Source organism: Candidatus Tisiphia endosymbiont of Oplodontha viridula, from assembly GCF_964264865.1.
Taxonomy (GTDB): domain Bacteria; phylum Pseudomonadota; class Alphaproteobacteria; order Rickettsiales; family Rickettsiaceae; genus Tisiphia.
On record NZ_OZ183486.1, the window covers coordinates 1,230,720 to 1,256,479 of the forward strand.

Annotated in this window: 21 protein-coding genes; 9 read left to right on the forward strand and 12 right to left on the reverse strand. The window is 33.0% G+C overall.

From position 1 onward, the window contains the following. Positions 1–11: 11 nt before the first annotated feature. A complete protein-coding gene (gene odhB / locus ACFEL1_RS05975) occupies positions 12–1,211 on the reverse strand; it encodes a 2-oxoglutarate dehydrogenase complex dihydrolipoyllysine-residue succinyltransferase (protein WP_375330808.1) in 1,200 nt (399 codons plus the stop codon). A 193-nt stretch (positions 1,212–1,404) separates the two neighbouring features. On the opposite strand from odhB, the gene ACFEL1_RS05980 reads away from it, so the two are divergent. Further along, positions 1,405–2,178 (forward strand): hypothetical protein, encoded by a 774-nt coding sequence (locus ACFEL1_RS05980; RefSeq protein WP_375330809.1) that lies wholly within the window; start codon positions 1,405–1,407, stop codon positions 2,176–2,178. Here the strand turns inward: ACFEL1_RS05980 and ACFEL1_RS05985 are convergent. The 3 genes from ACFEL1_RS05985 to fabD form a co-directional block, all read right to left on the reverse strand. After that, positions 2,175–3,167 carry a ribonucleotide-diphosphate reductase subunit beta gene (locus ACFEL1_RS05985; protein WP_342278953.1) on the reverse strand — a complete coding sequence of 331 codons (993 nt, stop codon included), beginning with the start codon at positions 3,165–3,167 and terminating at the stop codon, positions 2,175–2,177. The two genes, ACFEL1_RS05980 and ACFEL1_RS05985, sit on opposite strands and share 4 nt — an antisense overlap. 344 nt (positions 3,168–3,511) lie before the next feature. Next, positions 3,512–5,341, reverse strand: coding sequence for a ribonucleoside-diphosphate reductase subunit alpha (locus tag ACFEL1_RS05990; RefSeq protein WP_375330810.1), 1,830 nt, complete (start codon positions 5,339–5,341; stop codon positions 3,512–3,514). 71 nt (positions 5,342–5,412) lie between these two features. Continuing rightward, on the reverse strand, positions 5,413–6,342 hold the full coding sequence (gene fabD / locus ACFEL1_RS05995) for an ACP S-malonyltransferase (protein ID WP_375330811.1): 930 nt from the start codon (positions 6,340–6,342) through the stop codon (positions 5,413–5,415). A 35-nt stretch (positions 6,343–6,377) separates the two neighbouring features. Here fabD and ACFEL1_RS06000 point away from each other — a divergent pair, with 35 nt between their 5' ends. The 4 genes from ACFEL1_RS06000 to ACFEL1_RS06015 all read left to right on the forward strand — a co-directional run bounded on the left by ACFEL1_RS06000 (position 6,378) and on the right by ACFEL1_RS06015 (position 11,600). Further along, complete coding sequence (locus ACFEL1_RS06000) at positions 6,378–8,339, forward strand: lytic transglycosylase domain-containing protein (protein WP_375331562.1); 1,962 nt, start codon at positions 6,378–6,380, stop codon at positions 8,337–8,339. A gap of 93 nt (positions 8,340–8,432) precedes the next feature. Beyond that, positions 8,433–8,567 (forward strand): 50S ribosomal protein L34, encoded by a 135-nt coding sequence (gene rpmH, locus ACFEL1_RS06005; protein ID WP_341748129.1) that lies wholly within the window; start codon positions 8,433–8,435, stop codon positions 8,565–8,567. Positions 8,568–8,570: 3 nt separating this feature from the next. Next, positions 8,571–8,981, forward strand: coding sequence for a ribonuclease P protein component (gene rnpA, locus ACFEL1_RS06010; RefSeq protein ID WP_342278950.1), 411 nt, complete (start codon positions 8,571–8,573; stop codon positions 8,979–8,981). Between the two features lie 372 nt (positions 8,982–9,353). Beyond that, positions 9,354–11,600 carry a tetratricopeptide repeat protein gene (locus tag ACFEL1_RS06015; protein WP_375330812.1) on the forward strand — a complete coding sequence of 749 codons (2,247 nt, stop codon included), beginning with the start codon at positions 9,354–9,356 and terminating at the stop codon, positions 11,598–11,600. Between the two features lie 202 nt (positions 11,601–11,802). Here ACFEL1_RS06015 and ACFEL1_RS06020 read toward each other — a convergent pair whose 3' ends face one another. Genes ACFEL1_RS06020 through sdhC form a run of 6 tightly spaced genes read right to left on the reverse strand, consistent with a single transcriptional unit; the run spans position 11,803 to position 15,983 of the window. Continuing rightward, positions 11,803–12,447, reverse strand: a complete 645-nt coding sequence (locus tag ACFEL1_RS06020; RefSeq protein WP_375330813.1) for a histidine phosphotransferase family protein — start codon at positions 12,445–12,447, stop codon at positions 11,803–11,805. A 4-nt stretch (positions 12,448–12,451) separates the two neighbouring features. Beyond that, entirely contained in the window at positions 12,452–14,242 is a 1,791-nt protein-coding gene (gene sdhA, locus ACFEL1_RS06025) for a succinate dehydrogenase flavoprotein subunit (protein ID WP_375330814.1), read from the reverse strand. A gap of 38 nt (positions 14,243–14,280) precedes the next feature. Next, positions 14,281–14,871, reverse strand: a complete 591-nt coding sequence (locus ACFEL1_RS06030) for a HEPN domain-containing protein (RefSeq protein WP_375330815.1) — start codon at positions 14,869–14,871, stop codon at positions 14,281–14,283. Positions 14,872–14,880: 9 nt separating this feature from the next. Then, positions 14,881–15,174 carry a nucleotidyltransferase domain-containing protein gene (locus ACFEL1_RS06035; protein WP_375330816.1) on the reverse strand — a complete coding sequence of 98 codons (294 nt, stop codon included), beginning with the start codon at positions 15,172–15,174 and terminating at the stop codon, positions 14,881–14,883. A gap of 21 nt (positions 15,175–15,195) precedes the next feature. Next, positions 15,196–15,579 carry a succinate dehydrogenase, hydrophobic membrane anchor protein gene (gene sdhD / locus ACFEL1_RS06040; protein WP_375330817.1) on the reverse strand — a complete coding sequence of 128 codons (384 nt, stop codon included), beginning with the start codon at positions 15,577–15,579 and terminating at the stop codon, positions 15,196–15,198. Positions 15,580–15,593: 14 nt separating this feature from the next. Further along, complete coding sequence (sdhC, locus tag ACFEL1_RS06045; RefSeq protein WP_375330818.1) at positions 15,594–15,983, reverse strand: succinate dehydrogenase, cytochrome b556 subunit; 390 nt, start codon at positions 15,981–15,983, stop codon at positions 15,594–15,596. Positions 15,984–16,320: 337 nt separating this feature from the next. Between sdhC and ACFEL1_RS06055 the strand changes: the two genes are divergently transcribed. Further along, the gene (locus ACFEL1_RS06055) at positions 16,321–16,533 is read left to right on the forward strand and encodes a hypothetical protein (RefSeq protein ID WP_341748051.1); all 213 of its coding nucleotides are present in this window, start codon (positions 16,321–16,323) and stop codon (positions 16,531–16,533) included. Further along, the gene (locus ACFEL1_RS06060; RefSeq protein WP_341748052.1) at positions 16,514–16,861 is read left to right on the forward strand and encodes a type II toxin-antitoxin system PemK/MazF family toxin; all 348 of its coding nucleotides are present in this window, start codon (positions 16,514–16,516) and stop codon (positions 16,859–16,861) included. Before ACFEL1_RS06055 ends, ACFEL1_RS06060 begins: the two co-directional genes overlap by 20 nt. Positions 16,862–17,074: 213 nt before the next feature. Here the strand turns inward: ACFEL1_RS06060 and ACFEL1_RS06065 are convergent, their stop codons facing one another. After that, positions 17,075–19,645, reverse strand: coding sequence for a transporter AmpG 3 (locus tag ACFEL1_RS06065; protein WP_375330819.1), 2,571 nt, complete (start codon positions 19,643–19,645; stop codon positions 17,075–17,077). Between the two features lie 54 nt (positions 19,646–19,699). Between ACFEL1_RS06065 and ACFEL1_RS06070 the strand changes: the two genes are divergently transcribed. Next, positions 19,700–21,004: a UDP-glucose dehydrogenase family protein gene (locus tag ACFEL1_RS06070; protein WP_375331563.1), complete on the forward strand. Its 1,305-nt coding sequence runs from the start codon at positions 19,700–19,702 to the stop codon at positions 21,002–21,004. Continuing rightward, the gene (gene dnaE / locus ACFEL1_RS06075) at positions 20,994–24,578 is read left to right on the forward strand and encodes a DNA polymerase III subunit alpha (RefSeq protein WP_375330820.1); all 3,585 of its coding nucleotides are present in this window, start codon (positions 20,994–20,996) and stop codon (positions 24,576–24,578) included. Before ACFEL1_RS06070 ends, dnaE begins: the two co-directional genes overlap by 11 nt. Positions 24,579–24,988: 410 nt before the next feature. Here dnaE and ACFEL1_RS06085 read toward each other — a convergent pair whose 3' ends face one another. After that, the gene (locus tag ACFEL1_RS06085; RefSeq protein ID WP_375331565.1) at positions 24,989–25,750 is read right to left on the reverse strand and encodes a gamma-glutamyl-gamma-aminobutyrate hydrolase family protein; all 762 of its coding nucleotides are present in this window, start codon (positions 25,748–25,750) and stop codon (positions 24,989–24,991) included. Positions 25,751–25,760 lie beyond the last annotated feature (10 nt).

Consider the following 25,760-nt stretch of genomic DNA (forward strand, 5'->3'; position numbering starts at 1 on the left):
CCTTCTTTGTATTAAAGATTTAATAACAATTTCTCAGGATTCTCAATCAATCCCTTTATTTTTACAAGAAAAGTAACTGCTTCTTTGCCATCAATAATACGATGATCATAAGATAAAGCAATGTACATCATGGGACGTATTTCTATCTTACCATTAACCACTACTGGTCTTTCTTCGGTCTTGTGAAGGCCTAAAATACCGGATTGAGGAGGGTTAATAATCGGAGTTGATAATAGTGATCCATAAACACCGCCATTTGAAATGGTAAATGTTCCACCTGATAAATCAGACATAGATAATTTTCCTTCTCTAGCCTTTTTACCCAAACCAGCAATTTCTTTCTCAACCTTAGCAAAACTCAATTTGTCAGCCTGCCTAACTATTGGCACTACTAGACCTTGCTCTGTCCCTACTGCAACACCAATATCATAATAATTCTTATACAAAATCTCATCCCCTTCTATCTCGGCGTTTACCGATGGAACTGCTTTAAGAGCTTCAATAGTAGCTTTTACAAAAAATGACATAAATCCCAGCTTAACGCCATGCTTCTTCTCAAACTCTTCACGATACTGCATACGCAAATTAATAACTTTCAACATATCAATTTCATTAAAAGTAGTTAGAATAGCTGCAGTATTTTGTGATTGTTTCAAACGATCTGCTATAGTTTTACGAAGACGTGACATTTTAACACGCTCAACCATCCCTTCATTTGCCCGTACAACATTGGCTATAACATTGTTTATAACAGGTAATTCTGTTTCTTTTGCAGGCGGGGTATTTATGAACTCTAGTACATCTCCCTTGGTCACTCTGCCTTCTCGACCAGTACCTTTTATGTCAGCTAATTGCAGTTTATTTTCGCTCACTAATCTTTGCACCGAGGGCGGAACATCAATCTTGTTTATACTTGCAGGTTGCTGTTGTATCTCTTTGTCTAGTGTACTAGGTGAAGCTACACTAGAAACTGCTCCTTCGGTAATTTGTCCTACGCTCTCACCCATATATACTGTATCGCCCTCATTCTTAAGTATTTTGCTTATTACACCAGAGGAAAGTGCATGTACTGCTAACGTAACTTTCTCTGTCTCAAGTTCTAAAAGTAGCTCATCCACTTTTACTACATCTCCTTGTTTTTTATGCCATTTAGCAATAGCCGCTTCTGATACAGACTCTCCAAGAGATGGAACTATAATTTCAATACTCATAATTATTTTATTCTCCCAATTATATTCTATTATACTATTATTTATATCTTGCACTAATAACAAAAATTGTTTTAACACTCAAATGATGTTAAAAACATCTATCTATAAAACATTTATTTTTTTGCAGTCATTTTAATATACTATTATTTTATTTACCACTAATATATATCCATAGAATATTATAGGGAATGAAATGAAAGATCGGAAAGAAATTGAGCCATACATGGTATATAAGCCTACTCAGGTATATAATGTCTTGAAAGATTTATCTAGAAAGCAAGGATATACACTATCAGCAGAGACGTATGAAAATCCGGGTAATCCTGAGAATAAAATCAATTATTATCTTAAAAATGACAATAATTATATCACTGTCCCATCTCATGATGCTCAAAAAGGTAGTACGCTTACAACAACTGCAGCCCCATTAAAGGATACACTTGGAGTATTAAACCAAAATCCTAACTGGAAGAAAGCAATAATTCCTATTTGTCAGTCTAACAAATATTTTTTTGGACTTCTGACAAGGAAACACTTCACATATTTAGAACTTAATAAAGATAATGCTGGCAATATAACATCTCATCATCAGGATTCCAAAGGATGGCTTAGCCGTTTCTACCCACTAAAACCAATTAGAGACTCACTAGAAGAAACATTTGGAAAAGATAGAGTTACCTTTAAATCATCATATCTAGGTCATCAAAAAATAGCTGATAATATAAATTGCGGTCGATTCATCCTGTCTTATATAAAAAACGTTATTACTGGTGATCCTGCTAAAAATAAAATAAATCCTCAAACTCAGACAAGTTTATTTAGCGATTTTGACACAACAATTAACAAACCACCTAAGGAGGAAAAGATTTTACCTAAAGCTAAAGTCCCAACACCAAAACCCCCAAATATGGTAGACCACGTATCACGCATTAGTAGAAAACCTAATAATCCAGCAAGAACACATTAAGAAGTCGTACCACTCTTCCTATCATCCATCTCAGCAAATACATCTTCCCACGATCCAGTAGTTGCAGCTTTGGTATATTCGGTCACCCTTCCTTCAAAGAAATTAGTATGTTCAGCACCGTTTAAGATTTCATCAAGCCAAGGCAACGGATTAGTATCAATTAAATAAATCTCTTTAAGTCCAAGCTGCATTAATCTGCGATCGGCAATATAACGAATATATTGTCTTACTTCTCTAGCTGTCAGCCCTTCAATACCACCAACTTCAAACGCCAGTTCAATAAAGGCATCTTCAAAATGCACAATAGTAGCACACGCTTCATAAAGACGGCTACGAAGCTCTTCAGTCCATACTTCAGGGTTTTCTCTAATAAAAGTTTTAAATAACATAATGATAGAATCAGTATGTAACGTCTCATCCCTTACTGACCAACTAATAATTTGCCCCATACCTTTCATTTTATTAAAACGAGGAAAATTAAGTAAAATAACAAATGAAGCAAATAGTTGTAATCCTTCAGTAAATGCCCCAAATACTGCTAAAGTAGTAGCAATATCTTCTTTAGTTTCTACACCGAAACGCTGCATATAGTCGTATTTATCTTTCATTTCTCTATATTTGAGAAATGCTGAATATTCAGTTTCTGGCATACCTACGGTATCAAGCAGATGAGAATAAGCAGCAATATGAATTGTTTCCATATTAGAAAACGCTGATAACATCATCAGTACTTCCGTTGGCTTAAATACCCTGGAGTAATGTTTCATATAACAATTATTTACTTCAATATCAGCTTGAGTAAAGAAACGAAATATTTGAGTTAATAAATGTTTTTCTCCTGGACTTAAATTATATTTCCAGTCTTTTAGATCATCAGCTAGCGGCACTTCCTCTGGTAACCAATGAATTCGTTGTTGAATATGCCACGCTTCATAAGCCCATGGATAAGAAAATGGTTTGTAGATTGGACTGGCATTAAGTAAAGACATATTATATTTCCTTTTTAAGTATACTACTATAAAACGTCTATTAGCGAGGAGACCGTAGCACAACTGTTGAAAGTTAGTAAATACAGCTTTCCTATGCGTCTATTAGCGAGGAGGCTGTAAGGCCGACGAAGCAATCCAGTAACATCATTTATCTATAGATTGTTTCCTAGATTGCTTCGCTTACGCTCGCAATGACGGTTTAAGCCTTACAACAGTGCTTCGCTAATAGACGATTTTTTAACTTTCAACAGTTGTGAAGACCGTAGGTCGACGAAGCAATCTATAATTTCACCGAATTTGGGATAAGAATTGACAAATTCTTATCCCGAATTCGCGTATATTCATTACTGACAGGATAAACATTCATCATAAGACACAACTTCTTTTTCTTGTTTTTTCTTATTATCTCTTTCAATATCTTGAAAATCCGCTTTCTTGACATCGTGTGATACTTTATCAGCTCTTTGAATTGAGGTTGATCTACAATAATATAAACTCTTAACCCCTTTTTTCCAAGCTCTAAAATGGATATTATTTAAATACATCTTACTTACATTACCTGCTAAGAAAACATTTAGAGATTGAGATTGTGAAATATGTGGTGTCCTATCTGCTGCTAGATCAATAAGCCAATTTTGATCAATCTCATAAGCAGTTCTGAAAACATCTTTTTCATGGTTGGATAAAAAGGTTAGATGTTGAACTGAGCCTTCATGAGTTGCAATTGATGACCAAACCTGCTCATTATTAAAACCTTTGGTGCTTAACAGCTTTTCTAAATATTTGTTACGTACATTAAAAGATCCAGTAAGAGTCTTTTGGACAAAACTATTAGCAGCAAATGGTTCAATTCCAGGCGAACTATTGCCAGCAATAATAGAGATTGATGCCGTAGGAGCAATAGCTGTTTTATTACTAAACCGTTCGTTAATACCTACTTCAGCTGCATCGAGGCAAGCACCACGTTCATCAGATAGAACTACTGAAGCTTTATCAACTTCTTTATGAATATGTTCAAATATTTGATTATTCCAAACCTTTGCCATTACCGACTCTATTGGTACATCCTTTAATTGTAGGAATGAGTGAAAACCCATAACACCTAACCCTACGCTACGTTCACGCATTGCTGAATATTTAGCTCGCTCCATGGTACTAGGTGCTTTAGTAATAAAATCTTCAAGTACATTATCTAAAAAACGCATTACAGTAGGAATAAACTCGGGGTCATTTTGCCAATCATCAAAATATTCCAAATTTACAGAAGACAAACAACACACAGCGGTTCTAACCTTACCCAAATGATCAATGCCAGTTGGCAGGGTAATCTCGCTACAAAGATTAGAAGTTTTTACCTGTAACCCAAGTTTTTTATGATGCTGCGGAATATATTTATTGACAGTATCAATAAATAAAATATAGGGTTCTCCAGTTTCTATTCTAGTAGTTAGTAACTTAACCCACAAATCTCTAGCCTTAACTTCACGTACAACTTTTTTAGTAGCAGGGCTGATTAATGGAAAATTTTCATCACTCTCAACTGCTTGCATAAATGCATCTGTTACAGCTATGCCGTGATGCATGTTTAAAGCTTTACGATTAGTATCACCACCAGTATGGCGTCTTAAGTCTATGAATTCCTCAATTTCAGGGTGATCAATTGGTAAATATATAGCAGCACTGCCACGTCTAATTGACCCTTGAGAAATAGCTAAAGTCATAGAATCAACAACCTTGACAAATGGAATAATGCCAGAAGAAGTACCTTTGCCTTTAATTGCCTCATTAATAGAACGAACATTGCCCCAATAGCTTCCTATACCACCACCACGTGAGGCTAACCAAACATTCTCCGTCCAAAGATCTACAATACCTTCTAAACTATCATCTGTTTCATTTAAAAAACAAGAGATAGGCATCCCTCTGTCAGTTCCACCGTTACTAAGAACCGGTGTAGCTGGCATAAACCACAACTTGCTTATGTACTCATATAATTGCTGGGCTGACTCTGCATTATCAGCATAATAGCTAGCTACTCTAGCAAATAGATCTTGAAACCCCTCTCCGGCTAGTAAGTACCTATCTTTTAGCACTGCTTTGCCAAAATTAGTCAGTAAATCATCTCGTTTCTTATCAATCTTTATAGGAAATTTAGTATTAGCTTGCGTTGCCATTATTATATTATCTTATTTTTTTAATTTAATTGAGATCATAGCAGATTTTTGTCTTAGCACTAATACCATAATCACATAATTTTTAAAAATTTTTCTAATTCTACAAGACTCGAAATATTAATCAAATCAAATTTATGGTCAGTTTTTTTTAGCATATTAGTTAGAACCTTACCTGCACCTATTTCAACTATTTGCTCTATTTTCAGATTTTCCAATTCGTTTAAGGTTTGACGCCACCTCACTCTACCGCAAATCTGTGAGATTAAGTTTTGTTCTATCTCTATAGGGTTAGTGGTTGGTTTGGCTGTAACATTTTGTACCACCGGAACAAATGGTTTATTAATTACTACTTTGTCTAAAGCCTTTGCCATTTGCTCTTCTGCTGGCTTCATCAAACTACAATGAAAAGGACTACTTACATTCAATTTAATAGCTTTATAGCCCAAATCTTTTACGATAGATATTACCTGCTCCACTGCTATAGTTTCACCACTGATGACTATTTGTCCGTCTATATTATCGTTGGCTATATCAAGGTTAGTAAACTCTTTTACGATCTTTTCAAGCTTTTCTAGAGGAATACCTATACACGCCGCCATTGAACCTTCACCTACTGGATAAGCCTCTTGCATAGACTTACTACGTATTGCTAGCAATTGTGTAGCTACTTGTAGATTGATACTTTCCGCTGCACATAATGCACTATATTCTCCTAAAGAATGACCTGCAACATATAAACACAGGTTAGTAATATTTCTATTTGTTTGTTGTTTAATGACATTCAATATTGCCATAGACACTGCCATTAGTGCTGGTTGAGCATTGATAGTCAAAGTTAAATCTTCACTTGGTCCATTAAAAACAATATGACTTAATTTTCTTCCAAGAGTATTATCAACAATTTCAAATGTTTCTTTTGCCACCTGAAAGTTATCGTAGAATTCTTTTCCCATACCAACTATTTGTGACCCTTGACCTGGAAAGACAAATGCTCTATTCATAATAATACCATAATAATTTAATTTATCCACTGCCGATTATGAGAATTCCAACAATACTGTCAATAGTTTTAATCATTCTAAATTTATTAATATCAGAGTCAATGGCATTAGACTGTATTAAAGAAACTTTTATACATTTAGACAAAAAAGCATGGCAAGATTGTGAGAAGATGGCAAAGTCTTCAAAAGATAAAGCCTTAATCAAAATTATTATGTCTCAAAGATTCTTAGACCCGAATTATAAGAAAAATAGCTTTGAAGAGATAATAAAATTTATACAAAACAATCCCCACTGGCCACAAGTCGATAAACTAAAAGAGATGGCAGAACAATATTTAAACTATGACACAGACCAAGCTTTAATTGTAAACTGGTTTAGTGAAAACGAACCAATTACTGCCTTAGGCTACAAATTTTATGCTTTAGCCAGTAGAAAATTAATAAAAGATCCACAAAAATTAACAAAGATTATAAAAAGTGGTTGGATTTATGGGGTCTTCACGCAAGCAGAAGAAAGCAACTATTTGAGTAATTTCAAAAATATATTGTGTGAAGAAGATCATGTAAAAAAAATGGATGAATATTTATGGGCAGGGAACACGTGTAGTGCAAAAAAATATATGCATTATGTGAGTAATGGCTATAAACAAAATTTTATTGCTCAAATTGCTATATTAAATAAATCCAGTGATAGTGAGAAACTGTTTCAAGAAGTATCAGAAAAATATTATACCCCAGCTTTATTATTTCACTATTTGGATTCCAAGAAACAACAGGTTCCTACCAGCCAAACTATTGCTCTATTTAAAAAAGTAAAGCAAGATAAAATACATTCCGCCTGTTGGGCTCGTGTGCAATCTTATTATGCTAGAGAATTTATTGATCAGAAAGATTTTGCTAGTAGTTATAAGATAATTAGCATGCCAATTACTGTTGATCCCGAACATGTAAGAGAAGCAGAATGGCTTAGTGGCTGGCTTGCCCTTAGATTTTTGCATAAGCCTGACATTGCTTTAAGTCATTTTAACAAATTTATGAAAGTTGCAGCCAAGCCATTAAGCGTATCAAGGGGGCAATATTGGTTAGCTAGAACCTACGAAGCCAAAGGGGATAAAGAGCAAGCGAATAAATTTTATCATATGGCGAGTAAATATTCTTATACTTTTTATGGGCAATTGGCTAATATAGAAATTAACAGGCATCACCCTATTTTACCACAAAAGCCTACCTCCACTAAGCATAATAATGAAAATAGTGAAATTATTAGAGCCATAAAATATCTAATTAAATATGGTAAGCATGATTTAGCTCTGTTATATGCTAAAACGGCTATTGAAAAATCATCAAAACCCTCTGAGATTTTATTAATTACCGATATAATTAGTACAAGGGGCAATACTTATCATACAGTAGAGGTAGCAAAAACTGCTTGTCAATATCATACTTTTATTAAGGATTATGCTTTCCCTACCCCTTATACTAAGGCAGTAAAAAATAGCCCCCTAGAACCAGCTTTAACATACAGTATTATGAGACAGGAATCGGTTTTTAATCAATACGTAATTAGTACAGCCAACGCTAAGGGTCTAATGCAAGTTTTAGAAAGACAAACTTGTGATATTGCTAAATCTATTGGCTGTAAATGTCATATTAAAAAATTAACTACTGACCCTAAATATAATATTATGCTAGGTACTAATCATTTTAAAGAATACTTACAACTATATAATGGTAATTATCTTTTAGCCATTGCAGCTTATAATGCTGGTCCTTGTAGAATCACAAGATGGATTAATCTGTTTGGTGATCCTCGTGATTTTAAAAATTTACGACAAATAATTGATTGGATTGAACTAATACCATATTATGAAACTAGAAATTATGCTCAACGTGTTTTGGAAAATCTGCAAGTTTATAGATCTATTATTAGTAAAAATAATAACTTAAAATTAAAACAAGATCTTTTAAAGACTAAAGATAATAAGAGAGAAATATAGCTATACCCTAGTTTTAAATAATGTTATTTAAGTTGACAGTTTAACATTATCTGACTATAAAGAAATATATTATTTCGTATTGGATATGAATTTATGAAACGTACATTTCAACCTAGCAATTTAGTAAGAAAAAGAAGACATGGATTTAGGGCAAGAATGGCGACTGTCGGCGGTAGAGAAATTTTAAGGAAACGCCGAGCAAAAGGCAGAAAAAAATTATCAGCGTAGTAAGTGCTTATCTCATCCCTAAAAAATCAGAAAGAATTTGACCTAGTTAATAAGTTAGGAAAAAAGTTCCATAGTCCTTATTTTATCACAATAATAGCAAAGAATTCTACTAAACTCTTTGCAAAACTAAATGTAAAAGGTAATATTGACAACCTATGTAAGAAATCTAGTGAGATTTTATATAATTCGTCAAATACATTACTCTTTGGCATGAAAGTCGGAAAAAAGTTAGGAAACGCTGTTATTCGTAATAAAATCAAAAGACGCATTAGGCATTTAGTTAGACTGCTAAGCAAGGAATCAAAATTCAAACAAAATAGTTGGGCAATGATAGTCATCCCTAGGAAAGGTTTTGAGCAAATTGAATTTGCAACTTTATTCAGTGAACTATACAAGATAGTCTCACAGGTGTAATCCTTACTGCATAAATTACCTCCTGCAATCAAAAGTTATCATTCGTATAAAAATATCATCCTAGCCTTGATGCGGAATCTAGCCCTTATTCAACCACCATCAAGTTACCCCAATTAGGGATAAGAATTAGTTAATTCTTATCCCTAATTCGCGTAAGTTAAGTTGAAAATAATTTAGATTGCATAATACTGATACTAGGCTAGTGGAATTTAGGTTCAGAATTAGCAAACAAACTTTCCTACTTTTTAATGATTTTTATTATTAATATTCAAACTTAAGTTGCGTTATTTTTGCTTATTCTTTATAGTTATTCGTATAATATGTTTTATACGTACCGTTAGGGCATAATTTATTTTTCGACAGTTTCATTATATGAAAAAATTTTTAACATTATTCATATTACTAATTATTTATAGTAATACTTTTGCTCAAAAACAAGTATCTAATTTAATCACCCCAGTTAGTTATTTTGTCAATCATGAGCAACAACTTAAAATCCTTGATGAACATTTAAGTAAATATAGACAAGCAAGTATAGTTGGTATTAGTGGTATAGGTAAAACTCAACTGATTAGGATGTATAGTTATGAGAATAAAAATAATTATGATCTAATTTGGTTTTTTGATTGTAACCTTGATTTTGATGAACAATTTGTTAAATTAGCAAAACAACTCAATATGGTTAAACAAACTAATATATCTGAAGAAGTTGCTTTAGCAAAAAAAGAAGTAATATCATATTTAACTGCTACTAATAAGTGGTTATTGGTGTTTGATAATTTAAAAGTTAATGAAAATAAGAAAGTGCAAGATTTAATTGATTGGGAGCATAATGGTCAGGTCGTGTTTTGTTCGCAAGATAATGAAAAGTTATCTAATATTATAGCAATGCCCCTACTTGATGTGTCTACTATTGTAGCTTTAGCTAATAACTTATTAGACAATAAAAATAACAATAATATCGAATTTTTAACGCAATCTTTTAGTGGTTATCCAATATTGATAGTGCAAGGAGCTCAATTACTTAACAAAGTTAAAGGTTTAGATAAAGAGGAATATAAAAAGAAAATTTATCAATCGACTGATAAAATAGCAACGAATATTAACATGGTTATTCAAGAATTAAAACCAAGTGCAATAAAGTTGTTGAATAAAATAGCTTTATTAAATAACCAAAGCTTCTTGAAACAGCTTCTTAGCACCATTACTGATCATAAAGATACTTTAGATGATGATATATATCAATTATCTAAATCTATGCTAATCAGTAATATTGATCCTAACAAAGATAACCCTATTTTTGAAATGCATGATATAGTTAGCAATAAAATAATGGAACTAAATGGTGATAATAATAAAATATATTTAGAAAATATGATTAGCAAATTACCTAAATTTAAAGGGTCTTACTCAGGATATGTGTGGAAAAGAGCCAAGACTATACTAGAAAACTTAGAAATTCTTTTAAAAAACTCTGAGAAATATAATATTAATCTATACTCAATACTTACCTTAAAGGCTGAGTTATTCTCTCTGTATATCAACCTTCATAATGCCAGCAAAGCACAACAAATGTTTGATTGGTTTAATCAAAAAGATAAAGAATTTAAATTGTGGAAAATGTCTGAAACTCAAAAATTTTATTATGCTAAGTACTTAGGACTAATAGGAGTGTGTCATATTGTGATATTCAGGAATTTTGAAACAGCGATTTCTTATATTACTAAATCATTAAATATTTTAGACAAGCTTGATAACGATGAAGCTACTTATTCCTGTAAATTTAATTTTTTTGTTTATACATCTACAGCTTATATATTTTTAGGTGAAATAAAACTAGCTAAAGAATTTCTTAAAGAGATGGAAAAATTAGCAAAACAAGGAATAATACAAGAAGCTGATATGTCTGCAATAGATTATATAAAAAGTGTATTATGTTGGCTACAAGGCAAATATAAAGAATCTTTAGACTTGGAAGGTGAAGCTACTGCACTACTTATAAAAAATGGATTGCATATTGATGACCTACTCATTATGGAGCTATATATATATAAAATAAATATATTGAATTATCTTGGTAGATATCAAGAAGCTTATACTCAAGCTCAACAGCTATATGATATACATAAGCCCCTAAAGCATAAGGATAATAAAATATTTGCAGATATTTATATAGAAATGGCAAGAAGTCAATTAGGTTTAGGTAAAATAGATAAAGCTTATGAATACATTAATAATGCTATTTCTATATTGTTAGTACAGGAAAACTTAACCCCTGAGAGAACAAATTATTCTAAAAATCCGAGCTTAGCAGTAAGTTACGTAGTACAAGGTGATATCTTGTTTGCCCAAGATAGCCTTAAGCAAGCAATAGAATCTTATAAAAAAGCGTTTGTTATATATCATTATTTATATGGAACTAGAAGTAAAAATGTTGCTCAAGTAAGTTATTTGTATAATCATGGAGCAAGAGCTGGCTGTAAAAGTAAAGATTTATATAATTATAAATTTTTTGGCAAGCCACAAATTAAGGAGTTTGGCATACACCATCCTAATACCGTTGATATGCTTGAATATTGTAAACAATATGACATGTATCTGTGGATCAAGAACAATTAAGCATTAAGGTTCTTAAATCGTTGGAATTTTATATTAAGTGGCAGCTCATCGCAACTACCTTAACACTGGTTCTATCTATGTAATTGCTAATAGAGATTTCCAACGAGTATACTCTTCTGCTTTGAAGAATTGTTTTTTGAAAATATCATAGATTCGCATGCTCACGTACTATATGTACGCTCCGCTTGCTCACCATTCATTTTCAAATCCAATTCTTCAAATCATTTGAGTATATATACTCCACTGAATCGGTTGATGGAGTAATAGCTAATTTATAACCATATTCCGTAATTAAGTAGTAAGTGTAATATTCATGAACATTTTCTATACTTACATCATCAATAGTTCTGTTTCCAAGCAAAACATCTGCTCTACCCTGATCAAGCCTGAGGTTTGGAGCTGTTACTACAATTTTTATACCAGTAAAATTGTCATTTTGCATCTCTAGTTCAACCTTAATAACAGCATCTCTATATATATTGCTAGATGCTGTAACAATTAAACACATAATAATCTGAGCTATATTGTCATCGATATTTGTGCTGATTAACCTTGTGAACACTAGTTCAATATTATGATTTTTTGATTTTAAAAAATCAGTACTTAATCTATTAATTTCTGCAATAGCAATTTTGTTCCCCTCAGAAGGTAGAGAGTATACATAACGATGAAACTTTAAATAGCTCATGATTCTATTTGTACTATCCTGAACCAGTTTAGTAGCTTTCTCTTGATACTCTATAGTTTTTATTAACCCAATGGCGTTATCTATAGCACCTATTGATCCTGCAAAATCATGACATATTTTTTCATTTAAAGCTTGGCATAATTTTAGTGAATTTAGCATATTCTTAATAAACTCGTTTAGCTGGCACAATGCTATCTACTTCATCTGTCAAAGTTGTAAGAGTTACAGGTTTGTAATCTAACTTCACCTTACCTTGCTCATCAATCCAAGCAAGTGTATGTTTCATCCATTCTTCATCATTACGCTCTGGGTAATCTTCCCTAGAATGAGCCCCCCTACTTTCTTTTCTAGCCGCTGCAGAATGTACAGTAATTACCGCTTGATCTAATAAATTAGCTAGTTCTAATGCTTCAACCAAGTCGCTGTTCCATATTAATGATCTATCATTAACCTGAATATTTGCATATTCCTTTCTTACCTGGTCAATCATTTCTATTCCTTCATCTAAAACCTCTTGAGTTCTAAATACCGCTGCATGATTTTGCATGATTTTTTGCATTTTAAGTCTTAAGTCAGCTACTGGTAGGCCTCCTTTAGCATGACGTATATTATCAAATCTGCTAATTATTTTATCTAATATAGATTCCGGCAAGCTTTTATGCTTTTGCCCTACTTTAACAATTTCAGCAGCTTTTTGTGCTGCGGCTCTACCAAATACTACTAAATCAAGCAGAGAGTTTGATCCTAACCGATTGGCCCCGTGTACTGAAACACAAGCAGCTTCACCGATTGACATTAACCCAGGAATAATCTTATTATGATTATCCTGACCTTTATCAATCACCTGACCATGATAATTTGTTGGTATTCCCCCCATATTATAATGCACTGTTGGTAATACAGGTATTGGCTGAAGGGTTACATCAATACCAGCAAAAATTTTAGCCGTCTCTGAAATACCGGGCAAACGTTCGTGAAGAATTTCCGGCGGTAAATGATCTAAATGTAAGAATATATGATCTTTATGCTCACCTACCCCCCTACCATCTCTGATTTCCATGGTAATAGCCCTTGATACTACATCTCTTGAAGCAAGGTCTTTAGCAGCGGGAGCATATCGTTCCATAAATCGCTCTCCATTAGAATTTACCAAATACCCACCTTCTCCTCTAGCACCTTCGGTAATTAAGCAACCAGCACCATATATACCAGTTGGGTGGAATTGGACAAATTCCATATCTTGCAAGGCAATAGAACTTCTTGCCGCCATGCCACCTCCATCACCAGTACAAGTATGAGCACTTGTCGCAGAAAAATAAGCTCTACCATACCCGCCAGTAGCTAGTACCACTAAGTGAGCATGGAAACAGTGAATTGTTCCGTCATCAAGATTCCAAGCAACTACCCCTACACATTCTCCATTATTCATTAATAAATCAAGGGCAAAATATTCGATAAAAAATTGGGCTTTATTTTTTAAAGCCTGTTGATATAAAGTATGTAATATTGCATGACCAGTACGATCTGCTGCAGCACAAGTCCTTTGAGCTGCTTGTCCCTTACCATAATTTGTTGTCATGCCACCAAAGGGGCGTTGATAAATTTTGCCTTCTTCTGTTCGAGAAAAAGGTACTCCATAATGCTCAAGCTCTAGCACTGCTGCAGCTGCATGTTTACACATATACTCAATTGCGTCTTGATCACCCAACCAATCCGAACCTTTTACTGTATCGTACATATGCCAACGCCAATCATCTTGCCCCATATTACCAAGAGAAGCACTAATGCCACCTTGGGCAGCCACAGTATGACTCCTAGTTGGGAAAACCTTGCTAATGCAAGCAGTATTTAAGCCCTCTTTTGCCATACCAAAAGTAGCTCTAAGACCAGCTCCACCTGCTCCAACTACCACTACATCAAATTCATGGTGGATAATATTATAAGATTTAGACATTTATATAAATTCCTTTTGTTACAGAATATATCATATATTTATTCTTGACTAAGCTTTTCCAAACAAATTTTTTCAGTAATTTTTTGCAATTGCTCTACTCGACCAATTAAATAAAGCAACTGCTCCTTAGTAATCCTGTAATGTTTGTCATATCTTGCTCTAACATAAGCATCACGAAGTAATGTAAAACATTCTTTTTGCTCTTCACTTTCATATGGAAATATTCGACAAAGGTCATGATAAAAAATCCGTGCGCTTTGGTTTAGTTCTAATAAATCATGTAATTTAGGTTTATAACCATCAAATACTAACAAAATAGCATTATAAAAACTCTCAGTAGCTTGATGAAGCAAAAAAGCTGATTCGCGATAATTGTCATCTTCAAAAAAAGCCTTGATTCCAATAAATAGTTTTTTTCCTCTACCAAACCAATTTTCATATTCTTCTGCAGCTATTGGTCTGCGATCGTGCCATGGCAAGTCCTTAGCTTCCGATAGTACAAATTCATCACTATCATATAGTAGAATTCCTTCTGTTCTAATATCACGAAAAAAATACTTACCTTTTTCAAGTTGGTCATTTACAAAGTGGATAGACTCAACTATTAGTGTCACGGATGGTTGTGTCATGGTCACTAATCAGTCTGTATTAATATCTATTGGGAATTTTCTTTCTAATCTTTTTTCTATATTATGTTTTAAGTTAATAGCTTGATATCCAGCATATTTTCTTTTCTTTAAGACCAATAACAGATCTATATCACTCTGATAATACTCCCTTGAGGATAGATCTTGTACCCAATCACCTCTAGCATAGGAGCCAAATAAAATTATCATTGCTATTTTTGATCTTCCAGAAGCTAGAATTTCTTGGACAATAATGTCTAATCTTTCTTTAATAACTAATGAACGTTTAGGTAATGTGGTTTTCATAAGATTATTTTTATTAATCCATCAGATTACTATAACATAAAATAATGCTACCACTAAGAATGCAATCGTTATAATGCAAAATATTTTAAGTAATATAATTAACCCTGTGCGGAGCTTAATACAACTAATATAATCTTCAATTACCACACACATACCAAGCATTGAATGATAGAAAGCGGTAATAAGCAATATTCCTAAAGGGACAATATTGTAAGGTCTTTGTAAAGTACTAACAAAATGAGTAAAACCCTCTCTAGTAGTATATTTAATAAAAAATATTAGCCAAATAGAACAAATTGCCAAAATAATAGCTGTTATTCTTTGATGCAACCAGTGACTCGAACCACTTTTTGCCGAACCAACCCCTTTAGCTTTCGCCAAATCTGTCCTTAAATTATTATTCATATAGAGGCCATAAGTTAAATTAACAACCAAAAAACTAACGTCATCAATATCGAAGCTACTACCACAAACCAACCTGTGAAGTTAATAGCCCTTATTGAAAAGCAATGCCCACTATCCCAAATTAAGTGACGCACTCCATTACATAAATGATAAAACCATGCAAAACTTATGAATATTAGAGGAATTCTAAGTAAATTACATTTAAAGCACTGTAAATATTCAGGATCAAATTTGCTAAAAGCTAATAAAATAAAGCACCACGACAATATTGATAGTCCAAAAAATAAGCCTATCCCCGTTATACGATGCAAAATAGACAAAACGGAGCTTATCTGCTTTTTATATATCGTCAAATGAGGAGAAGTAGGCCTACTATTATAAATTTCCTGCTTTGTTTTTATCATAAGTTTCTGTCATAAATTATCTATAGGTGTAATAGACTTCTTTCGAAACTCGCTTATGCTGAGGGATTTGAAGGAGACGCGGAACGCAGAACCGCAGCGTACTCTAATGTACGTGAGGATTCGAGTACCGCATCGACGTACAAATCACCAGCAGAAGTAGAGTTTCGAAAGAAGTCTAATCTATATCCTGAAATAAATTCAGGATGAAGCCCCTATAACTCTAAATAGCAACAGTATAAACGCTAGTTAGAAAATACTCAAGTTTTCATATTGTATTGTGTTGTATTGTATTGTACAATAACTATTATACAATAATGAAGTTAATTTTATGAGAACGATGAGTATTAGTTTAAACGAGACCTTATATGATAAATTAAAATATATGATTCCTTCTAAAAAAATTAGTAACTTTGTAAGCAATGCTATTGCTAAAGAATTAGAAAAAAAGGAACTGGAACTTACTTTGGCATATAAAGATGCAGAGCAAGATAATGAACGTCAAAATTTGCTAAAAGAGTGGGATGCAATAGATGACATTAGTAAAAAATAAAGAAATAATACGAGGCAATATTTATTGGGTAAATCTTGATCCAACAATTGGAACTGAAATTCAAAAAACAAGACCTGCAATAGTTATATCTAATAATATTCAGAATAAAATATCTAGTAGAGTAATAATTATCCCCATTACCTCAAATATTAATAATATTTTTCCTTTTGAAGTAAGAGTTACAGTTAACAACAAAACTGCAAAAGCGTTAACTGATCAAATTAGAACCATAGATAAATCTAGATTGGGAGAGTTTATAGAACAGTTGAATAAAACTGAGATTATTAATATTGAAAAAGCTATTAAAGTTACTTTAAGTTTGACTTAAGTAATACCATTTCCCAAAACTAAATTGCTACTCGGAGTACGAGTGTCGAACACCGGAGCGTATACTGCTATGATTCCAAGAATTGGGTAGACGATAGTATAACTTCAAGAAGAGCTAGGAGTGTCAAAGTCGAGCTGCTAGGCGTACATTAGTACGTGAGCAGCACAGATATTTGGTCGCGGGAACGCCAATTCTTGAAGTTCACCGAGTATATTACTCCTTATACTTCATCTCCATAGAGTAAGGCACAACCTTTGAAAATATTTTACCAATTATTGGTACTTTAGTGATAACGTTACTTGCAAAAAAGAAAGAAGGTATTACATTACCTTTAAGCTTCATTTGATGTTTACTAGTATCAATTGTACCTTGCATTGTAAAATCAAAAAATGGTCCGGTAGCTGATGTATCAGCAATATTTATGGTATTACCTATATAACTAAATCTACCTGTCATGTTCCTAAACATAATATCCTTATTATTTAATATAAAACTCATAAAACCTGGGAAAGAAACAACCGATACCATTCTAGTAAGAAAAGGCACATCGGTAGTAACAAAGTGCTTGATATCAAATGTTCCATCTACGATTGGTATCACTTCTCCCTTTTTGGCATCATATCTTTTTGTATCAAGTGTCAGATTTATAATACCAGATTTCATTTTATTATACATACCAATACCTCTAAATAAAGCTCCAGCATTATCACAGGTAACTATCCATTGTTCTAGATCTTTTTTATCTGTAAGTAGCATTTTAAAAGATCTAGTGCCAATTTTTGAATTTAAAGAACCAGAAAAACATTTTATTTTATTACAATCAATTTGTAAATTAAGCTTATCAAGCATTATATTATTTTTTAACCTTACCCTATCTACATCAACTGTTAAATGAATATTTTTTGCATCTCCTTCTTTCTCTAAGAATTGCATCATATTAGATTCAGACAAATCTAGTTGTCTTCCCTGAATTTTAGCATTCAAGCTATCTTTACCTAAAAGCAAATTCCCCACTAGATCAGTCGTATTATACTTTATTACAGGTAAAGTAACATCATACTTATCTTCTGCTACTTTAACCTTACCAACTATTTTTAAGTTATTTTCTCCCGAAAGATTAAAATCAATATCACCATTTAGGTTATTATATAACTTGCCAGTTAAAGTAAAGTTAGCTTCACTACCAAGTTTTTTATGTATAGATATTTTATCAATATAAAATTCTAAGTTTTTGAGGTTAGTGTTGGCTTTAATTAAGCTTTTCCCATCTTTTTGCTCTTTATATTCAAAATCTAGGACACTATTACCTGAGATTAACTTTAATATACCAACCTTTTGGTTATTACCCACAATGGTAGTTTTTACTTTTAATAGATTCTGATAATCATCTTGGTTATTATCAGTGACATTAACATCGATAAGTAAATTACTGTCATAGCCATTAATTTTACCTATACCGATCAAATTTACCTTATCGCCATTAAATGTTCCAGTTATTTTAGCATTTTTTAATATGACATTGTCACTAAATGCTTTGCTATTTACTCCCGTTATTATTGTAGAAATGTCATAAGTATTCTTGATAACTGGGCTAATCGGTATTATTATGCCAATTTTTGAATTAGCAATTCCAGTAATCTTTTTAAGATCGATCCCTTGTTTTTTTACCTTGTTATAATCCTCACTTGATATGAAATCAATTAAATCGTTAACACTCCCCTTAGCATTAGCATTAACGATAAAATTTGATTTATCCATCCCTTGCCAATCAAAAGTTATCCCACCCGAAATAAGACTATTACTACTATATGCTTGATTTAATATGAACTTAACAGATAGCCCAAATATAGTAACATCAGTATCAATTTTTCGTAAAGGGGGATAGTCCTTATCATATTGATATTCAAGATCTACAACATGCAGCTTGGCCTTCAATGCAGTTTCTAGGGAAATATTCTTTTCTAAAGAATTTTTATCAAAATTAAAATTAAATTCTCCATTTCTAATATAACCACCTTTCATATATTCCTGTAGAAATAAAATTACTTGATTATCAGGAATAATTTTCTCAACAATTTGATAAATCATTATAGGAATATTCTGAGCATTACCAGTTGCTTGAATTATGCTACCATCCAATACACTATTGAATAATAGATAGGCTTTATCACCAAACTCTAGTTTGCAATTGATCGATTTCTTAGAAGCTCTAGAAATTTTACTGTTATAGGAACAAAATCCTTCACCATCAGGTAATTTTTCACCATAACTATCAAGCAAAGAAATATTTTTTATAGGACCTAAGTTTAACTGTGTTTCAATCTTATTTTTAAAAAAATCCACAATGGATCTAGCAGATATTTGAGCATTTATTACTGGTTGATTATCTTTAGAGATTAAGGAAAAACTATCTATATCAATAGTACTAAGAATTAAAGGCTTGGTTGTTATATCATCAATAATAAAACTGATTTTGAAATTAGTAATTTCACCTTGGGCGTTATTTGCTAAATCCATAAAGATTTTATCGATTGATAGAATATTATTTCTTACTTGTAAATTCTTAATCCGTATTTTCATAGCTTTTTTATCAAGGTAAAATTCTATTACCTTCTTAATTGGCTTATCTAAATATCCCTTACTACTACTTAATATTAATAAAGTTAAAATTACTACAATTGTGCAAACTATTATGCTTAGGTTAATAAAAAATCTTTTAATGAGCATCATCTTGTTATTTAGTACTTGATCAGTTAATATATACTTTGCAGCAATATAGCACAACAAACTTGTTGCACTAAGTATATACTGAAAAAAATTTGAAAATTATTTATGAATATTAGACTTCATTTTATAGGTACTGGTTACGTTGGATTAGTATCTGGCGTAATGATGAGTTACCTAGGACACGACGTTACTTGCTTAGATACCGATATTTCTAAAATCGATCAGCTTAAAAAAAATATTTTACCAATTTATGAACCAAAATTAGCGAAGTACCTACCGCCATTAGTAAAGTCTAGTAAGTTGAAGTTTACAGCCAGCTACTCGGCTGAATTAAGAAATGCCCAAGCGGTATTTATTACAGTAGGAACACCACCACTACCTTCAGGGGAGGTAGATTTACAATATATTTTTACTGCTATAGATAATTTATGTGAATGGATCAACGATGATTGTTTGATTGTTATTAAATCAACTGTACCTCCAAAAACATGTAACCAAATTATTGATTATTTAAAAAAAAGAAATCTTAAATTTCCTGTTGCCTCAAATCCTGAATTTCTTAGAGAAGGTACTGCTGTAGATGACTTTTTAAACCCTGATAGAATATTAATTGGCACAAATAATAAACACGCAGAAGATTTATTAAAAAAGATATACTTGCCTTTGACTACAAAGAATATATCTCTTATATGTACTGATTTGGTTACTGCAGAACTTACCAAATATGCCTCAAATGCTTTCTTAGCAACAAAGATTGCTTTTATTAATGAAATGGCAAATTTATGTGAGAGAACTGGGGCAAATATCAAAGAACTTTCGATTGCTATGGGACTCGACAAGAGAATAGGTAAAGAATGTTTAAATGCTGGACCTGGATTTGGTGGTTCATGTTTTCCTAAGGATCTCTTAGCACTTTCACAAATAGCAGGGCATTATCAATGTAACTTACAAATAGTTAATTCTGTTATAAGTAGTAATGATCAGAGGGTCTATGACATGGCGGATAGGATTCATTATATCATAAATGATAATTTGACTAATAAAAATATTACTGTATTGGGTCTTACTTATAAGGCTGGTACAGATGATATTAGAAGCAGCCCTGCCATTAAAATCATCAAAATCCTAGTTGATAAAGGAGCTAATATCAGGGCATTCGATCCAATAGGTATGGATAATGCTAAAAAAGAGCTAAAAAATATATTTTTTGCCGATTCAGCACTTAGTGCTTGCCAAAATAGTGATATAATTGTAGTGGCAACCGAATGGTCGGAGTTTAAAGATTTAGATTGGTCGCTTGTTCGCCATCAAGTTAAATCTCCTATAATTATTGATTTCAGGCATATTCTTAACGGAGATATGCTAAAATCTCTTGGGTTTAAATATTATACTATTGGTACGCAATATGAAGTTTGATTTTATTCACTTAAGAGTACAAAGCTCATACTCATTTCTTGAGAGTGCCTTAACAATTGATCGTATAGTAGAACTAGCACAATTACACAAAATGCCAGCGATTTGTTTAGCAGATAAGGGTAACTTATTTGGCTCACTAGAGTTTGCTTTGAGTAGCTGCAGGGCGGGGGTGCAACCTATAAATGGGGCAATTGTAAACGTTGCTTTTACTAAAGATAACTTTTGTGAAATGGTGCTGATGGCTAAAGATGAGGTAGGTTACAAAAATTTACTAAAAGCAGTTAGTGCTAGTTTCACTGAAAATGATCGCAAAATTTGTAATCATATTACTTTTGATGATTTAGTTAAGTACCATGAAGGTCTTATTATCTTATCTGGTTATACTGATGGGATAATTGGCAAAAGCCTGATTGATGGAAACGAAGAATTAGCCATTTTTTGGGCCACTAAGCTACAAAGCATTTTTGGTGATCGTTTCTATTTTGAGATTATGCGGCATAATTTAGCAATAGAACAATCTATAGAAGCAAATTATATAAAAATAGCCGATGACCTTGGTATTCCACTAATTGCTACCAACAAAGTATTGTTTAGCGATGTTAACATGCATGATGCACATGATGTATTATTATGTATATCTGCTGGTGTTAGCAAAGAAGAGGAGAATCGTAAAAAGGTTAGTACTGGATGTTATTTTAAATCACCAAAAGAAATGCTAGAACTTTTTAGTGATTTACCTAATGCTGTACAAAATACCGTCCATTTAGCCCAAAGATGCCACTTTATGGCACATGCTAATCCACTAATGTTACCAAATTTCTCTAGTCTAGATATTAATGAAATAGATCTAATTAAGCAAAACTCCACAGCAGGGTTACTATCAAGACTTGATACAAAATTTAAATGGGAGAATATTGCCATAGATAAACAGCAAGATATTAAACAACAATATCTAACTCGTCTTAATTATGAACTAGATATTATTTGTCGAATGGATTTTGCTGGCTATTTTCTTATAGTCTCTGACTTCATAAAATGGAGTAAAGAGCAAGGTATTATGGTAGGACCTGGTAGAGGCTCCGGGGCGGGATCAATAGTTGCTTGGAGTCTTCTTATCACTGATCTTGATCCTATTAAATTTGGTCTACTATTTGAGCGTTTTTTGAACCCTGAACGTATATCAATGCCAGATTTTGATATTGATTTTTGTCAAGAACGACGAGAAGAAGTTATTAATTATGTACGTTCTAAATACGGGGATAATAAAGTTGGTCAAATCATCACTTTTGGTAAGATGCAGGCAAAAGCCGTTATCAAAGATGTATCACGAGTTCTTGGCTTGCCTTATAAATATGCCGAATATCTAACTGAGCTTGTGCCATTTAATGCTGTTACTCCCGTTACATTAAATCAGGCTATAAAGGAAGTAAAGGAGTTGAAAAACGCCGCCCATGGCAACGGTCTATATAATTTAGATGGTCAAGATGAGCTAATAAAACAAGTATTGGATACATCCTTAGTGCTTGAGGGACTTAACAGGCATGCTTCTACACATGCAGCGGGAATCGTTATAGCTGGCAAAGATTTAGTAGAAATATTACCAGTTTATAAAGACCTAAATTCGGATATGTTGGTAGTACAATATTCCATGAAATATGCTGAGATTGCTGGTTTAATTAAATTTGATTTTTTAGGTCTGCAAACTCTGACTGTTATTACTAAATGTCTAGAATTATTAAAACAGCAAGACATAAATATTGATTTTAGTAATATGCTATTTGATGATCAAAAAACTTATGAACTGCTGTGTAGTGGTAGAGCTACCGGTGTTTTCCAGTTTGAAAGTAGTGGAATGCAGGATGCTTTAAGACGTCTTAAACCTGACTCCATCCAAGATATAATAGCGTTAGGAGCATTATATCGCCCTGGTCCTATGGATAATATCCCAACTTATATTGCTTGTAAGCACGGTTTGCAGCTACCAGATTACTTGCATGAGATGCTTAAACCAATTTTAGAAGAGACTTATGGAGTTGTTATATATCAGGAACAGGTCTTAGAAATTGCCAAAGTAATTGCTGGCTATAGCTTAGGTGGAGCAGATTTACTTCGTAAAGCCATGGGCAAAAAAATAAAATCTGAAATGGCAGAGCAAGAAGAAACTTTTATTAAAGGTGCGATAGCTAACAATATTTCACGCCAGCAAGCAGAGTCTATTTTTACAACAGTGGCTAAATTTGCTAGCTATGGCTTTAATAAAGCACACGCATCAGCTTATGGTGTAATATCTTATCAAACCGCCTATCTGAAAGCAAATTTTCCAGCCGAATTTTTGGTAGCTTGCTTAAATCTTGAATTAAATAATCATGATAAAATCAATCTATTCATGCAAGAAGCTAGAAATAACAACATTACTATTATTCCTCCTAATATCAATCTTTCCACTGGTTATTTTAGTACTACTCATGAAGAAGGAAAGACATTTATCATCTATGCCCTAGGTGCTATCAAAAGTGTCACAGCTACTTTTGGCAAAATATTAGCAGAAGAAAGAGTTAAAAATGGTAAGTTTAAAAATATTATAGATTTTATTGAGAGGCTACCGCTTAAATCTATTAATCGAAAATTATTAGAGAATCTTATTAAAGCCGGGTGTTTTGATACGTTACATTCTAATCGTAATCAGTTACTGTTAAGTATCGCTAAACTTTTAGCTTATGCCTCTTCCTATCATGCAGAAAAAGTTTCTGATCAATTTAGCCTGATTAAAGTAAATTCTGCAAGTCAACAAGTGTTAATTGAAGCAGAACCACTTGATAATAATACTGTCTCTTCTTATGAATTTGAAGTATTAGGACTATTCATTACGCTACATCCATTATCAAGATATCAAGATTTGCTAGCTAGGCTTAATATTGCAACATCACTTGACTTACAAAATGATAGTGGTTCTACTTCTAGTAGGCAGATAAGGATAGCTGGGGTAATACAAAAAAAAGATTCACGTATGTCATCTCGTGGAAGGTTTGTAACCTTACAACTATCCGATCAATTTGGTATTTTCGAATTAACTATTTATAGTGAAGAAATACTTAAAAATTTCGTTCACTTACTTGACATTCAATGTTTAGTTGTAGCACACTGTGATTTGTTTAAGGATGCTGGGGGAACAAGGTTAATCGCTAAAAGCTTCACAACTATTGACGATATAATGAATGAAGAACGACTAGAGATAAAACTCTATCCACAAAATCATTATGAACTATGTCAAATCGTTGATTTGCTTAAAAAGCGTATTAGCCCTGAACGTAGTAATACAAGAATAATTTTATTGTTTAAAGTAAGTATACAAGATGAATTTCAAGAGTTGGCTAGGTGTACGAGTGGTGAGCGGACTAGACGTAGTCAAACCGTTGTTCCTACGCGAAGTCCCATCGTGCCACAACGCCAACACTTGAAAGGCAAAGGGTATATAAATAATAACTTTACTGCTCGAGTCCATTTACCAGAAATTTTATGTCTAGAAACTGAAGATTTTGAATTTTTAAATCGGTTTATGCTAGGTTCTAGTTAATTCCCTAGATTTTACCTCATTCTATGTAAGAGATCATTAGACTTCTTTCGAAACTCGCTTATGCTGAGGGATTTGAAGGAGACGCGGAACCTCGACCCGCAGCGTACTCTAATGTACGTGAGGATTCGAGTACAGACGTCGCGTACAAATCACCAGCAGAAGTAGAGTTTCGAAAGAAGTCTATTTTAACAGTCTCGATGTCATCCCATAACTGTTGAAAGTTAAAAAATCGTCTATTAGCGAAATGCTGTTGTAATGCTTAAACCGTCATTGCAAGAAGCGGTGACGTGGCAATCTTGTGAAGTAGTACTCAAATCACCTAGAGGCTGCCTAACAAAGGCAGATATTACTTCATGAGATTGCCACGTCTGCGATTTCATCGTCTCCCCCGCTAATAAACGGTTCTTTGGCTAAAACTTTTTCGGCTTAGCTGTAGCTTCGATCAATCCTTTAAATAAATTTAAATCTAAATCATTAGGGTTTAAATATTCAGGATGCCATTCTACTCCTATAACAAATTTGTGATTTATTGACTCAATTGCTTCAATTATCCCGTCCGGTGCTGTCGCTGCAACTCGGAGTCCCTCGCCTATTTTTCCTACTGCTTGATGGTGGCTCGAATTAACCATACAAGTTTGCTTATTTCCCGATAAGTTTGCAAGAATAGTGTTTGGTTCTATCGTTATAGAATGCGATAATGTATGTTTGGGGGCAGGTTGCTCGTGGTTAATAGCCGTAGCTACTCCTGCTTGTGACTTTATGTAATCAGGTATATGCTGGATAAGGTTGCCACCGCATACTACATTTAACATCTGCATACCACGACATATTCCAAGGAAGGGCATATTCTTTTCTAGAGCTTTTTGGGTAAGTAGTAACTCAAAATTATCCCGTTGGTCGTTGGTAGCTGTTCTATCACAAGTGAATTCTTGACCATAAAATTTAGGGTGAATATCCTCATCGCCACCGGGAATAATTAGTCCATCGATAATTGACAGCATCACTTCAATTGTATCATATTGATAGGGTAGCATTAAGGGGATTCCCCCAACTTTTATCACGCTATCTGCATAATTTTGCCTAACTGCATACCAAGGAAAAGCAGCATAGGCATATTTTTCAGAATTATTAGCCAAATCTAGTGTTATTCCTATTACTGGTTTTTTTTGTATCATACTAACC

What these genes read in the sequence shown, in the direction of transcription:
- ACFEL1_RS05980 (WP_375330809.1), top strand. Translation starts at nt 1,405, where the DNA reads ATGAAAGATCGGAAAGAAATTGAGCCATACATGGTATATAAGCCTACT.
- sdhC (WP_375330818.1), bottom strand. Translation starts at nt 15,983, where the DNA reads ATGATAAAAACAAAGCAGGAAATTTATAATAGTAGGCCTACTTCTCCT.
- ACFEL1_RS06060 (WP_341748052.1), top strand. Translation starts at nt 16,514, where the DNA reads ATGACATTAGTAAAAAATAAAGAAATAATACGAGGCAATATTTATTGG.
- ACFEL1_RS06015 (WP_375330812.1), top strand. Translation starts at nt 9,354, where the DNA reads ATGAAAAAATTTTTAACATTATTCATATTACTAATTATTTATAGTAAT.
- ACFEL1_RS05990 (WP_375330810.1), bottom strand. Translation starts at nt 5,341, where the DNA reads ATGGCAACGCAAGCTAATACTAAATTTCCTATAAAGATTGATAAGAAA.
- ACFEL1_RS06030 (WP_375330815.1), bottom strand. Translation starts at nt 14,871, where the DNA reads ATGACACAACCATCCGTGACACTAATAGTTGAGTCTATCCACTTTGTA.
- dnaE (WP_375330820.1), top strand. Translation starts at nt 20,994, where the DNA reads ATGAAGTTTGATTTTATTCACTTAAGAGTACAAAGCTCATACTCATTT.
- ACFEL1_RS06035 (WP_375330816.1), bottom strand. Translation starts at nt 15,174, where the DNA reads ATGAAAACCACATTACCTAAACGTTCATTAGTTATTAAAGAAAGATTA.
- ACFEL1_RS06055 (WP_341748051.1), top strand. Translation starts at nt 16,321, where the DNA reads ATGAGTATTAGTTTAAACGAGACCTTATATGATAAATTAAAATATATG.
- sdhA (WP_375330814.1), bottom strand. Translation starts at nt 14,242, where the DNA reads ATGTCTAAATCTTATAATATTATCCACCATGAATTTGATGTAGTGGTA.
- sdhD (WP_375330817.1), bottom strand. Translation starts at nt 15,579, where the DNA reads ATGAATAATAATTTAAGGACAGATTTGGCGAAAGCTAAAGGGGTTGGT.
- odhB (WP_375330808.1), bottom strand. Translation starts at nt 1,211, where the DNA reads ATGAGTATTGAAATTATAGTTCCATCTCTTGGAGAGTCTGTATCAGAA.
- fabD (WP_375330811.1), bottom strand. Translation starts at nt 6,342, where the DNA reads ATGAATAGAGCATTTGTCTTTCCAGGTCAAGGGTCACAAATAGTTGGT.
- ACFEL1_RS06020 (WP_375330813.1), bottom strand. Translation starts at nt 12,447, where the DNA reads ATGCTAAATTCACTAAAATTATGCCAAGCTTTAAATGAAAAAATATGT.
- ACFEL1_RS05985 (WP_342278953.1), bottom strand. Translation starts at nt 3,167, where the DNA reads ATGTCTTTACTTAATGCCAGTCCAATCTACAAACCATTTTCTTATCCA.
- rpmH (WP_341748129.1), top strand. Translation starts at nt 8,433, where the DNA reads ATGAAACGTACATTTCAACCTAGCAATTTAGTAAGAAAAAGAAGACAT.